Source organism: Paraburkholderia bannensis NBRC 103871, assembly GCF_000685015.1.
In the GTDB taxonomy this organism is placed as follows: Bacteria; Pseudomonadota; Gammaproteobacteria; order Burkholderiales; family Burkholderiaceae; genus Paraburkholderia; species Paraburkholderia bannensis.
The window spans coordinates 185842-200612 of the sequence record NZ_BAYA01000014.1 but is presented as its reverse complement, the minus strand read 5'-3'; the positions used below and the strand labels follow the sequence as shown (position 1 = coordinate 200612).

14 protein-coding genes are annotated in these 14771 nt (G+C 63.8%); 9 read left to right on the top strand and 5 right to left on the bottom strand.

The window, feature by feature from the left end; genetic code table 11:
- Positions 1-20: 20 nt before the first annotated feature.
- From BBA01S_RS22060 to BBA01S_RS22020, 9 genes are all read left to right on the top strand, one after another.
- Positions 21-1172, top strand: coding sequence for a DegT/DnrJ/EryC1/StrS family aminotransferase (locus BBA01S_RS22060; protein WP_027818351.1), 1152 nt, complete (start codon positions 21-23; stop codon positions 1170-1172).
- 99 nt (positions 1173-1271) lie between these two features.
- Positions 1272-2369: a glycosyltransferase gene (locus BBA01S_RS42170; RefSeq protein WP_042297666.1), complete on the top strand. Its 1098-nt coding sequence runs from the start codon at positions 1272-1274 to the stop codon at positions 2367-2369.
- The gene (locus BBA01S_RS22050; RefSeq protein ID WP_027818350.1) at positions 2366-3334 is read left to right on the top strand and encodes a formyltransferase; all 969 of its coding nucleotides are present in this window, start codon (positions 2366-2368) and stop codon (positions 3332-3334) included. Before BBA01S_RS42170 ends, BBA01S_RS22050 begins: the two co-directional genes overlap by 4 nt.
- A complete protein-coding gene (locus BBA01S_RS22045; RefSeq protein ID WP_027818349.1) occupies positions 3331-4380 on the top strand; it encodes a bifunctional UDP-4-keto-pentose/UDP-xylose synthase in 1050 nt (349 codons plus the stop codon). Before BBA01S_RS22050 ends, BBA01S_RS22045 begins: the two co-directional genes overlap by 4 nt.
- Positions 4381-4398: 18 nt before the next feature.
- A complete protein-coding gene (locus tag BBA01S_RS22040; protein WP_027818348.1) occupies positions 4399-5295 on the top strand; it encodes a polysaccharide deacetylase family protein in 897 nt (298 codons plus the stop codon).
- 197 nt (positions 5296-5492) lie between these two features.
- Complete coding sequence (locus tag BBA01S_RS22035) at positions 5493-5954, top strand: peroxiredoxin (protein ID WP_027818347.1); 462 nt, start codon at positions 5493-5495, stop codon at positions 5952-5954.
- Positions 5955-6356: 402 nt separating this feature from the next.
- Positions 6357-8204, top strand: coding sequence for a PhoH family protein (locus BBA01S_RS22030; RefSeq protein WP_027818346.1), 1848 nt, complete (start codon positions 6357-6359; stop codon positions 8202-8204).
- A gap of 253 nt (positions 8205-8457) precedes the next feature.
- Positions 8458-9513, top strand: coding sequence for a C40 family peptidase (locus BBA01S_RS22025; RefSeq protein WP_027818345.1), 1056 nt, complete (start codon positions 8458-8460; stop codon positions 9511-9513).
- Between the two features lie 162 nt (positions 9514-9675).
- Complete coding sequence (locus tag BBA01S_RS22020) at positions 9676-10494, top strand: SDR family oxidoreductase (RefSeq protein ID WP_027818344.1); 819 nt, start codon at positions 9676-9678, stop codon at positions 10492-10494.
- Between the two features lie 77 nt (positions 10495-10571).
- Here the strand turns inward: BBA01S_RS22020 and BBA01S_RS22015 are convergent, their stop codons facing one another.
- The 5 genes from BBA01S_RS22015 to rpsR form a co-directional block, all read right to left on the bottom strand.
- On the bottom strand, positions 10572-11582 hold the full coding sequence (locus BBA01S_RS22015; protein ID WP_027818343.1) for an inorganic phosphate transporter: 1011 nt from the start codon (positions 11580-11582) through the stop codon (positions 10572-10574).
- Between the two features lie 11 nt (positions 11583-11593).
- Positions 11594-12220 (bottom strand): DUF47 domain-containing protein, encoded by a 627-nt coding sequence (locus BBA01S_RS22010; protein ID WP_027818342.1) that lies wholly within the window; start codon positions 12218-12220, stop codon positions 11594-11596.
- Between the two features lie 191 nt (positions 12221-12411).
- Complete coding sequence (locus tag BBA01S_RS22005) at positions 12412-13794, bottom strand: replicative DNA helicase (protein ID WP_027818341.1); 1383 nt, start codon at positions 13792-13794, stop codon at positions 12412-12414.
- A 220-nt stretch (positions 13795-14014) separates the two neighbouring features.
- Entirely contained in the window at positions 14015-14467 is a 453-nt protein-coding gene (gene rplI / locus BBA01S_RS22000; protein WP_027818340.1) for a 50S ribosomal protein L9, read from the bottom strand.
- 27 nt (positions 14468-14494) lie between these two features.
- A complete protein-coding gene (gene rpsR / locus BBA01S_RS21995) occupies positions 14495-14770 on the bottom strand; it encodes a 30S ribosomal protein S18 (protein ID WP_027818339.1) in 276 nt (91 codons plus the stop codon).
- Position 14771 lies beyond the last annotated feature (1 nt).

Genomic DNA, 14771 nt, shown 5'->3' with positions numbered 1-14771 from the left:
CTCCGACCCCCAAAGCACTCATGACCCAGACACCCGCCTCGTTCCTGCCGTTCGTGAAGCCCGAAATCGACGAAGAAACCATTGCGGGCGTCGTCGACGTGCTGCGCTCGGGCTGGATCACCACCGGCCCGCAGAACCAGGCTTTCGAAGCCGCGCTGTCCGAATACTGCGGCGGCCGTCCGGTGCGCACCTTCAATTCGGGCACGGCGACGCTGGAAATCGGCCTGCGCATCGCGGGCGTCGGCCCCGGCGACGAAGTCATCACCACGCCGGCCTCGTGGGTGTCCACCAGCAACGTGATCTATGAAGTGGGCGCGACGCCGGTGTTCGCCGATATCGACCCGGTCACGCGCAACATCGACCTCGACAAGCTCGAAGCCGCGATCACGCCGAAGACCAAAGCAATCATCCCCGTGTTCCTCACCGGCCTGCCGGTGGACATGGATCGCCTCTACGCGATCGCCCGCCAGCACAAGCTGCGCGTGATCGAGGACGCGGCGCAGGCGTTCGGTGCGAGCTGGAACGGCAAGCGCATTGGCGCGATCGGCGACATCGTCTCGTTCAGCTTCCACGCCAACAAGAACCTGACGTCGATCGAAGGCGGCGCGCTCGTCCTCAACAACGAGGACGAAGCCGAACTGGCCCGCAAATACCGCCTGCAGGGCATCACCCGCACCGGCCACGACGGCATGGACTGCGACGTGCTCGGCGGCAAGTACAATCTCACGGATGTAGCTGCGCGCGTGGGCCTCGGCCAGCTCAAGCACATCGAGCGCTTCACTGAGCAGCGCCGCAAGCTTGCGCATGCGTACTTCACGGGCTTCGAGGGCAGCGCCGCCGTCAAGATGGGCATGGGCCTGCCGCTGGCGGATCTCGTCAACAGCAACTGGCACATGTTCCAGGTCACGCTGCCGCTGGACAAGCTCACGATCAGCCGCGCGGAGTTCATGGAACAGCTCAAGCAGCGCGGCATCGGCACGGGCGTGCACTACCCGGCCATCCACCTTTTCACGCTGTATCGCGAGCGCGGTTTCACCGAAGGCATGTTCCCGCATGCGGAGCGCCTCGGCCAGACCACGCTCACGCTGCCGCTCTTCACGCAGATGAGCGTCGCGGACGTGGCACGCGTGTGCCGCGCCATCGACGAGATCTGCACGCAGTACGCGAAGTAAGTACGCGCAAAGGGCGGGCGCTGTTCGGTCAATCGCGCCCGCTGCGCTCGCCGTACACTGTCGCGCAACACGCATTACCCCAACGGAAAAGACGCACACATGAGTCAAACGGAACAACGCACCTTGACCCCGGAAACGCCGGAAGTCTCGGTCATCATTCCGGTCTACAACGAGGAAGCCGGCCTGAAGGCGCTGTTCGAGCGCCTGTACCCGGCGCTCGACAAGCTCGGCACCGCGTACGAAGTCATTTTCATCAATGACGGCAGCCGCGACCGCTCGGCCGCGATGCTCGCCGAGCAGTTCCGCGCCCGCCCGGACACGACGCGCGCGATCCTGCTCAACGGCAACTACGGCCAGCACATGGCGATTCTCGCGGGCTTCGAGCAGGCGCGCGGCGAAATCGTCATCACGCTCGACGCCGACCTGCAGAATCCGCCCGAGGAAATCGGCAAGCTGGTCGAAAAGATGCGCGAAGGCTACGACTACGTCGGCACGATCCGCATGCAGCGTCAGGACAGCCTGTGGCGCCGCAAGGCTTCGCAGATGATGAATCGTCTGCGCGAGCGCATCACGCGCATCAAGATGACCGACCAGGGCTGCATGCTGCGCGCCTACAACCGCCACATCATCGACACGATCAACCGTTGCGGCGAAATCAACACCTTCATTCCGGCGCTCGCGTACACGTTCGCGCAGAACCCGGTCGAAGTCGACGTCGCGCACGAAGAGCGCTTCGCGGGCGAGTCGAAGTATTCGCTCTATAGCCTGATTCGCCTGAACTTCGACCTCGTGACCGGCTTTTCAGTCGTGCCGCTGCAATGGCTGTCGTTTATCGGCGTGATTCTTTCGCTGGGATCGGCGGGCCTGTTCCTGCTGCTGCTGATTCGCCGCTTCGTGCTGGGCGCCGAAGTCCAGGGTGTGTTCACGCTGTTCGCCATCACGTTCTTCATGCTCGGCGTCATCATCTTCGCGTTGGGCCTGCTCGGCGAATACATCGGCCGTATCTATCAGCAGGTGCGCGCGCGTCCGCGCTATCTGGTGCAGACGATCCTGGAAGAGCGCAATGGCCGCCCGGTCGTCGAGGTGCCGCGCCAGGACATCGTCCAGGGCGTGCAGGCGTCGCTCGCCATCGGCAACACCGGCAACACCGGCAACACCGGCGCGCAGAATGGCACGCAATCCGGAGCACAGTCATGAAACCGCGTGCAGTCGTCTTCGCGTATCACAACGTCGGCGTGCGCTGCCTGCAGGTGCTGCTTGCGCGCGGCGTGGACGTGGCGCTGGTCGTCACGCACGAGGACAGCCCGAGCGAGAACATCTGGTTCGGCAGCGTGAAGTCGGTCGCCGAGGAACACGGCATCGACGTCATCACGCCCGCCGATCCGAAGAGCGCCGAGCTGCGCGCAGCGGTGTCCGCCGCGCAGCCCGACTTCATCTTCTCGTTCTACTACCGCCACATGCTGCCGGTGGAGCTGCTGGCGCTGGCCTCACGCGGCGCCTACAACATGCACGGTTCGCTGCTGCCGAAGTACCGCGGCCGCGTGCCCACCAACTGGGCCGTCATCAAGGGCGAAACCGAAACCGGCGCGACGCTGCACGAAATGGCCGCCAAGCCCGACGCGGGCGCGATCATCGCGCAGACGCCAGTGCCGATCCTGCCCGACGACACGGCCGCAATGGTGTTCGACAAGGTGACAGTGGCCGCCGAGCAGACGCTCTGGCGCGTGCTGCCCGCGCTGGTCGCGGGCGAAGCCCCGCATCTGCCGAACGACCTCGCGCACGGCAGCTACTACGGCGGGCGCAAGCCCGAAGACGGGCGCCTCGACTTCTCGCATAGCGCGCAGGACGTCTACAACCTGATTCGCGCAGTCGCGCCGCCCTATCCGGGCGCGTTCACCGACATTGGCACGCACCGCTTCGTGATCGCCCGCGCGCGTCTCGTGCGCCCCGGCACACCGGCCGCCGAAAGCGTGCGCGCCCTCGCCGGATTGCCCGCGGGCCTCCACGTAAGCGATAATGCGCTTTTCGCCCTCTGCGGCGACGGCCGCGCCATCGCGATCCACGAGCTGCGGCTTGCCCCTAATCCGGAGCATGGCGGTCAAGAGACCGTCGTCACGCCCGCCGCGTTCTCCGACCTCATTTCATCTGTCCCTCGTCCATGAAAAAAGTTCTGATCCTGGGTGTCAATGGCTTTATCGGCCATCACCTCTCCAAGCGCATCCTCGAGACCACGAACTGGGAAGTGTTCGGCATGGACATGCAGACGGACCGCCTCGGCGATCTGGTCAAGCATGAGCGCATGCACTTCTTCGAAGGCGACATCACGATCAACAAGGAATGGGTCGAATACCACGTCAAGAAGTGCGACGTGATCCTTCCGCTGGTCGCGATCGCCACGCCCGCTACCTACGTGCAGCAGCCGCTGCGCGTGTTCGAACTCGACTTCGAGGCGAACCTGCCGATCGTGCGTTCGGCGGTGAAGTACGGCAAGCACCTGGTCTTCCCGTCGACCTCCGAGGTCTACGGCATGTGCTCGGACGAGCAGTTCGACCCGGACGCATCGGCCCTCACCTACGGCCCGATCAACAAGCCGCGCTGGATCTACGCGTGCTCAAAGCAGCTGATGGACCGCGTGATCTGGGGTTACGGCATGGAAGGCCTGAACTTCACGCTGTTCCGCCCGTTCAACTGGATCGGCCCGGGCCTCGACTCGATCTACACGCCGAAGGAAGGTTCGTCGCGCGTCGTGACGCAGTTCCTCGGCCACATCGTGCGCGGTGAGAACATCAGCCTCGTCGACGGCGGCGCGCAAAAGCGCGCGTTCACCGACATCGACGACGGCATCGAAGCGCTCATGAAGATCATCGAGAACAAGGACGGCGTCGCCACGGGCAAGATCTTCAACATCGGCAACCCGACCAACAACTTCTCTGTGCGCGAACTCGCGCACAAGATGCTGGCGCTCGCGGCCGAATTCCCGGAATACGCGGACATGGCGAAGAAGGTGCAACTCGTCGAAACCTCGTCGGGTGCGTACTACGGCGCGGGCTACCAGGACGTGCAGAACCGCGTGCCGAAGATCGACAACACGATGCAGGAACTCGGCTGGGCGCCGAAGTCGACGTTCGACGAAGCGCTGCGCAAGATCTTCGAGGCGTATCGCGGCCATGTCGCCGAGGCACGCGCCCTCGTCGAGCAGCAAGCCTAAGGCGAAGGACTTCGCCTCTTGGCTCGCATCGTCCTGAAAATCGACGTCGACACGCTGCGCGGCACGCGTGAAGGCGTGCCGAATCTCGCGCGCATCTTCGATCGCTACAAGGCGCGCGCGACGTTCCTGTTCAGCCTCGGCCCGGATCATACGGGCTGGGCGCTGCGCCGCGTGTTCCGGCCGGGCTTCCTGAAAAAGGTCTCGCGCACGTCGGTGGTCGAGCATTACGGCGTCAAGCAACTGATGTACGGCGTGCTGCTGCCCGGGCCCGATATCGGCGTGGAAGCGGCGGCAGAAATGCGCGCGATCCACGAAGCCGGCTTCGAGTGCGGCATTCACACGTGGGATCACGTCTACTGGCAGGACAACGTGCGCACGCGCGACGCGCAGTGGACCGCGCGCCAGATGCAGAAGAGCCACGACCGATTCGAGCGCATCTTCGGCACGCCGCCCGTCACGCACGGCGCGGCAGGCTGGCAAATGAACGAAGCCGCGTTCGAGCAGATCGACGCCTGGGGCATGCAGTACGCCTCGGACGGGCGCGGGCATTCGCCCTATCGCCCGGTCGTGAACGGCCGCACGCTGAACCACGTGCAGATGCCCACTACTTTGCCCACGCTCGATGAAGTGCTGGGCGTGGACGGTGTGGATATCGACACGGTGGCGACCTGGATGCTCAAGCGCACCGAAAACAATCCGCACGACCAGGTCTTCACGCTGCACGCCGAACTCGAAGGCCAGAAGCTTGCGCCGGTGTTCGAGCAACTGCTCGCGGGCTGGCGCGCGCAGGGCCATACGTTTGCCACGATGGGCGACTATCATGCGACGCTAGACCCGGCTTCGCTGCCATCGTACCCTGTCACCTGGGGCGAGATCGCCGGCCGCTCCGGCCAGTTGATCATCCAGCCCGACTGAAGCCGACCGAAGCTCGACAGTAGCCCGACCGAAGCTCGCACCAAGCCCGATCGAAAGCCGCCGCCCGCCTTTGCCGGGCGGCACGTCGTTCCGGCGATGCGTGCGAGGACGCCCTCCCCAGCGCAGCAAGCTGCCGACCGCGCCCCCGCCCGCCATCGTCCGCCAGCCAATAACAAAGGGAGTGCCACGTGCCTGACGTGACCATCGCAATCGACCAACCCGTTCCCGATTTCACCGCGCCCGCCACCGGAGGCGACTTCACGCTGTCGAGCCTGAAGGGCAAGAAAGTGGTGCTGTACTTCTATCCGAAGGACAACACGCCCGGCTGCACGCGCGAGGGCATGGAGTTCCGCGACCTCTATCCGAAGTTCAAGAAAGCCGGCGCCACCATCGTGGGCGTCTCGCGCGACAGCGTGCGCTCGCACGAAAACTTCAAGACCAAGCTCGAACTGCCGTTTACTTTGGTATCGGATGGCGACGAGGCGCTCTGCTCGCTCTTCAACGTCATCAAAATGAAGAAAATGTATGGCAAAGAAGTACGTGGAATCGAGCGCTCCACGTTCCTCATCGATGCCGATGGCGTGCTGCGCCAGGAGTGGCGCGGACTCAAGGTGCCGGGCCATGTCGACGAGGTTCTGGAGGCTGTACAAGCGCTGTGAGGCGCGTTATATTGGGCTGCAATGAGTGCCTGTCCACCCCATATTTTGTCGCGTTTTCCTGCTTCTGCGCGGTGTTGCGAACGGTCACTGGATGACCGCTCCCGCGCATTCGGGCAACGCGCCATCAGAGCAGTGAAGCCGCTTGCCTCGTCAGTCGGGGCGGCGGCTTTTTTGTTGGTTTTTTCGGATTTCGTACCCACAACGCTGCGCCGGCCTGGCAAACCAGTGCGCGTCCACGTCAAGGAGCCGATCGAAGACCAGGCGAACCGGCATTTTCAGACCTGAGCGCGCACCCTGCGCGGTCACGGCGGACGGCCTACCCGGCAGCCCGCACGCACCGCCCGAAAGCGCACCTTACTGGGTAACCCCGGACCACTCGACCCGAATTTTTCGAGGGACACCATGCCTTTGCCTACTCCCCCCAGCAAGCTCGGCAACCTGCTGCCGCCCGAGGAATACAAGACGCGCGCGCGCACGACGCGCAGCACGCGTAAAGCGGCGAGCGAAAACGACGCCGCCGATGTGGATTTCGGCGCGGAAAGCGTCGCCGAACCGATGACGCAAGCCGCCAACGCAGCGACCACGCTGCGCACGGTGCCGCTGCCTTCCGCCAGCGCGGAACTCGCCGCGCTCGAACCCGTGGCGCCCGCCCCCGCACGCAAACGCAAGCAACAGACCGCGGCCCTGCTGCAACCGGTGCAGGCCCCGCAGGCTGACGCGCCCGCCGCCGAAGCGCCCGCCGCTCCGGTTGCCCGCAGCGGCAGCAAACCCGCGTCCGCGAAAGCCACAGGCGGCGCAGCCGCACCGGCCACGCGCGGCAGCACGAAAAAACGCGTGCATCCGGAAGAAAGCGTCGAAGTGCAGAAGCTCTTCGTGCTCGACACCAACGTGCTGATGCACGATCCGACCTGCCTGTTCCGTTTCGAGGAACACGACGTCTATCTGCCGATGATGACGTTGGAAGAACTCGACAACCACAAGAAGGGCATGTCGGAAGTCGCGCGCAATGCGCGTCAGGTGAGCCGCACGCTCGACCAGCTGGTCGCGAACGCCGGCCCGATTTCGGAAGGCATTTCGCTCGCCCGCCTGGGCAGCCGCGAAGCGCTTGGCCGCCTGTACTTCCAGACCACGCTCACGCATATCGATCCGGTCGATGGCCTGCCCGAAGGCAAGGCCGACAACCAGATCCTCGGCGTGGTGCGTGCGCTGCAACGCGACCGGCCCGATCGCCTCGTCGTGCTGGTGTCGAAAGACATCAACATGCGCATCAAGGCGCATGCGCTCGGCCTGCCCGCCGAAGACTACTTCAACGACCAGGTTCTCGAAGACAAGGATCTGCTGTACTCGGGCATCCGTGCGCTGTCGCAGGACTTCTGGGCCAAGCACGCCAAGGGCATGGAGTCCTGGCAGGACACCAAGACCGGCACCACGTATTACCGCGTGACCGGCCCGGAATGCCTGTCGATGCTCGTGAACGAGTTCGTCTATCTGGAGCCGCAGAACGGCGAGCCGGCGTTCCACGCCATCGTGCGCGAACTCAACGGCAAGACGGCGCTGCTGCAGACGCTGCGTGACTACGGCCACCACAAGAACAACGTGTGGGGCATCACGGCGCGCAACCGCGAGCAGAATTTCGCGCTGAACCTGCTGATGAACCCGGACTGCGACTTCGTCACGCTGCTCGGCCAGGCCGGCACGGGCAAGACGCTCGTCGCGCTTGCGGCGGGTCTTGCGCAAGTGCTCGACGACAAGCGCTACAACGAGATCATCGTGACGCGTGCGACGGTGCCGGTCGGCGAGGACATCGGCTTCCTGCCGGGCACGGAAGAGGAAAAGATGCAGCCGTGGATGGGCGCCTTCGACGACAACCTCGAAGTGCTCCAGAAAACGGACGACGCCGCTGGCGAATGGGGCCGCGCCGCGACCCAGGAGCTGATCCGCTCGCGTCTGAAGGTCAAGAGCATGAACTTCATGCGCGGCCGTACCTTCGTGGACAAGTACCTCATCATCGACGAGGCGCAGAACCTTACGCCGAAGCAGATGAAGACGCTCGTCACGCGTGCGGGCCCGGGCACGAAGATCGTGTGTCTGGGCAATATCGCCCAGATCGATACGCCGTACCTGACCGAAGGCAGCTCGGGTCTGACCTACGTGGTCGATCGCTTCAAGGGCTGGGCGCATAGCGGCCACGTGACGCTGGCGCGCGGCGAGCGCTCGCGTCTGGCCGATTACGCGTCGGACATTCTGTAAGGCGACGCCACAGGCTGAATCCGGCGCTTTGTCAGGCGCCGGGCATCGACCGAAAGACCGTTTCCGGGCAACCGGACACGGTCTTTTTTTATGGCTGGCCACTTTGCGCGGCGTGCCGTGAGCGCAACGATTGGCGGGCGAACTTCAAGTAAGTTGTGAAGAATTCTTGCCGAAGCCCGCACTGACGGGCTACCATCGGCGAATTACCGGTTTTCCCCAATGGCGCACGCTCCGTGTGCGCCTACTGCTTTTCATGCGGCGACTCTGGCTTGCGTTACTGATCCTGGTTTTTCTGGCGGCGTGCTCAAGCGCGCCGCAGAAGGTATCGCGCAACGGTTCGAGCGCTGGCTACGCCTGGCGCACCAAGCCGCCCGGCTTCCCCAATTTCGTCGATCACAGCGTCGGACGCGAGGAAATCTCGATCCAGGCGATGGGACTCGTCGGCATTCCGTATCGCTGGGGCGGCAATACGCCCGATAGCGGCTTCGATTGCAGCGGCCTCGTGAAATACGTGTTCGCGCGTGCGGCATCGGAAGATCTACCGCGCACGACGCTCGATATGAGCCAGCGCGGCGAATCGATCGAACCTGACCAGATCGCGGCGGGCGATCTCGTGTTCTTCAACACCACCGGGCGACCGCACTCGCACGTGGGCATTTACGTGGGCAAGCTGCGCTTCGTGAATGCCCCCTCGACAGGCGGCACGGTGCGGCTCGACTATCTGACCAATCCCTATTGGGCGAAGCATTTCGACGGGATCCGGCGTCTGGCGCCAGCGAAGCGCGCGCCGACGCCGTTCGATGCGCCGACTTACGATGCGGCTGCGCCAGCGCCGCGTGCGCCAGCAGTGGCTGCGGTTGCCGCACCCGTCGCGCCTGCGGTGACGCCCTCGCCAGCCGCGGCCAACGCTTATGCCGCGACAGCAGCGCCCCCGCCTGTTGCTCAAAACCGCCTGACGAGTGCCTCGCAACCGACGTATGCGAACAGCGCACCCGCAGCCGATGCCTTCGAACCGCCGCCGCCCGCCATGAGCGCGGCACAGACCCAGGCGCGCGACGCCGCCTCCGTCGCACCGACGACGCCACCCGACGCCCCGCGCGACGCGATCGACGCCGCCGCCGATGCGTTTGAGCCCCCGCCGTCCGCCATGAACGCCGCCCAGCGACAGGCGGCCCAGGCCGGTTCGACGGCTATCCAGTCGAGTCAGCCCGTGCAGATCATGCGCGCGTCGACGGCAGGCAGCAGCCAGGTCGCGCCGACGCAATCCAGCGACGATCCCATCGCCCGTTTCGCCAACGGCTCGTTCTAGGCGCGGCCGCACGGCGCGGCGCCACCATCCGCTGAAGCGGGCCCCCGCCCCTGGCCGAACGGCCAGCGAACGCCCGCGGTGGTGTCGCCCGTCGGCTGCGTCTGCTATGGTTTTGGTACTGTTTCCAGTTACTTTTTCAATCCCAGGCGCAGCGAGGCAGCGATGGATCTCGGACTCGGTAACAAGGTGGTGCTGGTGACGGGCGGCAGCAAGGGCATTGGGCTCGCCTGCGCCCGGGCGTTCGCAAAAGAAGGCGCGCGCGTCGCGATCGTCTCGCGCGACCCCGCCAATCTGGCGCGCGCACGCGAGCAACTGGCCAGCGAAGGCCTGCACGTCCATCTCACGCGTGCTGACCTGCACGAACCGCACAGCGCAGCTGATGTCGTCGAAGAAGTCTCCACGGCGGTCGGCGCAATCGACATCCTCATCAACAGTTCCGGCGCGGCGCGCCGCTACGACCCGGAAGCGCTCGATGCCGAAGCCTTCAGGGCCACGATGGAAGCGAAGTACTTCCCGTACATCTACCCGCAGCAGGAGGTGCTCAGGCGCATGGTCGAGCGCGCCAAGGCGGCGCGGGCAACGGACGAAAACAAGGAACCCGGCACGATCGTCAACATCATCGGCATGGGCGGCAAATACGCGAGCGACATCCACATCGCGGGCGGCGCGGCCAATGCGGCGCTCATGCTCGCAACCGTTGGCCTTGCGCACTATCACGCGCGCTACGGTATTCGCATCAACGCGATCAATCCGGGCGCGACGCTCACCGAACGCCTGCAGGAAGCCGTGCAACTGGAAGCAGGCCGCGAAGGCGTGAGCGCCGAAGACGCGCTCGCTCGCGGCGAGGCCAAAGTGCCGCTAGGCCGCTATGCGAAACCCGAGGAAATCGCCGATGTGGCGCTCTTTCTCGCCAGCAGGCGCGCCAGTTACGTCACGGGCGCGATTGTGCCGATGGACGGCTGTTCGACGCCGATCATCTGACGCTACGATTCGCGGCATAAAAGAAAACGGCGCCCGAAGGCGCCGTTTTCACGTGTGGTTTGCAGCCACCAGAGGCGTTACATCAACCGGTGACCGATCCACCAGCCCGCCGCAGCGAGCGTGGCCGAAGCCGGGATCGTCAGCACCCAGGCCCAGACGATATTGCCCGCGACGCCCCAGCGCACGGCGCTGAGCTTCTGCGTCGCGCCCACACCGACGATCGCGCCAGTGATGGTATGCGTCGTCGACACGGGGATGCCGAGCCACGAAGCCGTGAAGAGCGTCAGCGCCCCACCCGCTTCGGCGCAGAAACCGCCCACAGGCTTGAGCTTGGTGATCTTCTGGCCCATGGTGCGCACGATGCGCCAGCCGCCGAACAGCGTGCCAATCCCCATCGACAGATAGCAGCCGCCGATCACCCAGATGGGCGGCGCATCCGAGCCGATCGCCGAATAGCCGGTTGCGATCAGCAGCATCCAGATGATGCCGATGGTCTTCTGCGCGTCGTTGCCGCCGTGGCCCAAGCTATAGAGGCTGGCCGAAATCAGCTGCAAACGGCGGAAACGCCGGTCTACCTTGCTAGGTGGCGTGCGGAAGTACAGCCACGACACCGTCAGCATGAAGAACGAGCCGAGGATGAAACCCAGCAGCGGCGAGATGAAGATGAACGCAACGGTCTTCATCAGCCCGTCGAAGTTCAGCGAGTGCCAGCCGGACTTGGCCAGCGCCGCGCCCACCAGACCGCCGATCAGCGCGTGCGACGAGCTCGACGGAATGCCGTAGTACCACGTCAGCACGTTCCAGCCGATCGCGCCCACGAGCGCGCCGAACACCACGTAGTGATCGACGATATCGGGATCGATGGTGCCCTTGCCCACCGTCTGCGCCACCTTCAGGTGGAACACGAAATAGGCGATCACGTTGAACATGGCCGCGAACGCCACCGCCTGCTGCGGCTTGAGGACGCCCGTGGACACGACCGTGGCGATGGAATTCGCCGCGTCGTGAAAGCCGTTCATGAAGTCGAAAATGAGAGCGATGGCCACCAGCGTGGCCACCACCCAGAGGGCGAGTTGTATCGATTGCATCGTGGTCCCGCTCAGGCGTTCTCTAGCACGATGCCTTCGATGATGTTCGCGACATCCTCGCACTTGTCCGTGATGGCTTCGAGCAGTTCGTAGATCGCCTTCAGCTTGATCAGGTTCTTGACGTCCTCTTCCTCGCGGAAGAGCTTGGAGATCGCGCCGCGCAGCAGGCGGTCGGCGTCGGACTCCAGACGGTCGATGTCCTCGCAGGCCTTGAGGATCTCGCGCGCCTGCTTCATGTCGGAGAGCAGCGCGACGGCGGCCTGGACACGCTCGGCGGTCGCCGTGACGACGTGTGCGAGCTGGCTGGCTTCGGCGGTGACGGCCTGCACGTCGTACAGCGAGATGGCCGTGGCGACGTCCTCCATGAGGTCGAGGCAGTCGTCCATCGTCGTGATCAGCTTGTGGATCTCGTCGCGGTCGAGCGGCGTGATGAAGGTCTTGTGCAGCAGGTCAATCGCTTCGTGCGTGAGCTTGTCGGCGGCCTTTTCGGCGGCCTGCACGTTCTGTTTGTGGACTTCCGCATCAGCCAGATTGTCGATCACGAGCTCAAGCTCGCGGCTGGCGGAAACGATGCACTTTGCGTGCGCATTGAAGATTTCGAAGAACTTGCCCTCGGTGGGCATGAATCGACCGAACATTTGAATCCCGGTAATGGTCTCGAGTTGCCGTCACAAAACAGCAAGATAGCCGTCATAAAACGGCAATATTGTAACGTTACGGGCAGGAGGCCGCACTGATCCGGGGACACCCGAGCGGCATTTGCGCCACTATGGCGCAATCGCACGGGATCCCGGCTTGACTCCACGTCAATTTCTGGCGTAACTCGACATCACTCGCCGTAGAAGGTCTGAGCCCCGGCAAAATTGTCGAACTTCGTGTATTGACCGTGGAACGTGAGGCGAACGGGCCCGATTGGGCCGTTACGCTGTTTGCCGATGATGATTTCGGCAGTGCCCTTGTCGGGGCTGTCAGGGTTGTAGACTTCGTCGCGATAAATAAACAGGATGACGTCCGCATCCTGTTCGATAGCGCCCGATTCGCGCAGGTCGGACATCACCGGACGCTTGTTGGGACGCTGCTCCAGGCCACGATTGAGCTGCGAGAGCGCAATCACCGGCACGTCGAGTTCCTTGGCGAGACTCTTGAGCGAGCGCGAAATTTCGGAAATTTCGGTTGCTCGGTTTTCGCCGCCGCCCGAACCGCTCATCAGCTGCAAGTAGTCGATGATGATGAGGCCAAGCTTGCCGCACTGGCGCGACAGACGCCGCGCGCGCGAGCGCAGTTCCATCGGGTTCAGGCCACCGGTTTCGTCGATGAAGATTTGCGCCTCGCTCATTTTCTGCACAGCGTGCGTGAGCTTGGGCCAATCTTCGTCGGTGAGACGACCGGTTCGCATGCGGTGCTGGTCGAGCCGGCCGACCGAACCCAGCATACGCATGATGAGCTGCGTGCCCGGCATTTCCATCGAGAACACCGCGACCGGCAGGCCGTACTCCACCGCCACGTATTCGCCGACGTTCATCGAAAACGCCGTCTTACCCATCGACGGACGACCCGCCACGATGATGAGTTCGCCGCCGTGCATGCCCGAAGTCATGCGATCGAGGTCGATGAAGCCCGTGGGCGTGCCCGTCACGTCGCTCGGATTGGCCGTGTGATAGAGCGTGTCGATGCGCTCGACCACCTGGGTGAGCAGCGGGCCGATTTCGAGGAAGCCCTGGGTGCCGCGCGCGCCGTCCTCGGCGATCGAGAACACCTTCGCCTCGGCCTCGTCCAGCAGTTGGCGGACTTCCTTGCCTTGCGGGTTGAACGCGTCGGCGGAAATTTCGTCAGCCACCGACACCAGGCGACGCAGCACCGCGCGGTCGCGCACGATTTCCGCGTAACGGCGGATATTCGCCGCGCTCGGCGTGTTCTGCGCGAGCGCGTTCAGGTACGCGAGCCCGCCTACGTCCTCCGCTTTGCCCGACGTACCGAGCGCTTCGAACACCGTCACCACGTCGGCCGGACGCGAAGACGCGATCAGACGACCGATATGCTCGTAGATGACGCGGTGATCGTAGCGGTAGAAGTCGCCTTGCGAGAGGAAGTCGGCAATCCGGTCCCAGGCGCCGTTATCCAGCAGCAGGCCGCCGAGTACCGATTGCTCGGCCTCGATCGAATGCGGCGGGACTTTTAGCGACTCGATTTGGGGGTCTTTCGGAGCGTTCATGGAGGGCAATTATCGGGCAGTGCGCGGGCGCTCACAAGCTTCAAAAAGTGCAAAAAGTCAGTGCGAGCGTGCAGCCAATGGACGTCACCAGACATCAAGGCGGACGTCACGATACAACAAGCGCGCAACAAAAAAGGCAGAAGCCCTGCGGCTCCTGCCTTTCTTGTTTTTGTGCTTTGCAAGACAGCAAGCGACCCTTGCGGGCCGCCCGTCAGCATGCTTAGGCGTGCTCGCCTTGCACCGACACCGTGACGTCGACGAGGACGTCCGTGTGCAGTGCAACTTGCACCGGGTGCTCGCCAACCATCTTCAGCGGGCCTTCCGGCAGACGCACTTGCATCTTTTCCACTGCGAAGCCAGCCTTGACCAGCGCTGCAGCGATGTCTGCGTTCGTGACCGAACCGAACAGACGGCCGTCGACGCCAGCCTTCTGGCCGATCGTGACGGTTTGGCCATTCAGCTTTTCGCCTTCGGCTTGAGCTGCTGCCAGCTTTTCAGCGGCGGCCTTTTCGAGTTCTGCGCGGCGGACTTCGAATTCAGCGATTGCGTCCTTCGTTGCACGGCGTGCCTTCTTGTTCGGGATCAGGAAGTTACGTGCGTAACCGTCCTTGACCTTCACGATGTCGCCGAGGTTACCCAGGTTGACGACTTTTTCCAGAAGAATGATCTGCATTCTATTGCTCCTTATCGCGTCGTCTTATTAGGCCTTGTGCTGGTCGGTGTACGGCATCAGCGCGAGGAAACGCGCGCGCTTGATAGCCGTGTCCAGCTGACGCTGATAGTGGGCCTTCGTACCCGTCAGACGAGCCGGCGTGATCTTGCCGTTTTCGCCGATGAAGTCCTTCAGCGTATCGATGTCCTTGTAGTCGATCTGTTCGACGTTTGCGGCCGTGAAGCGGCAGAACTTCTTACGCTTGAAGAGCGGGTTTTGTTGTTGACGACGCTTGTCGAATTTCTTACCAGTCGGGCGGGGCATG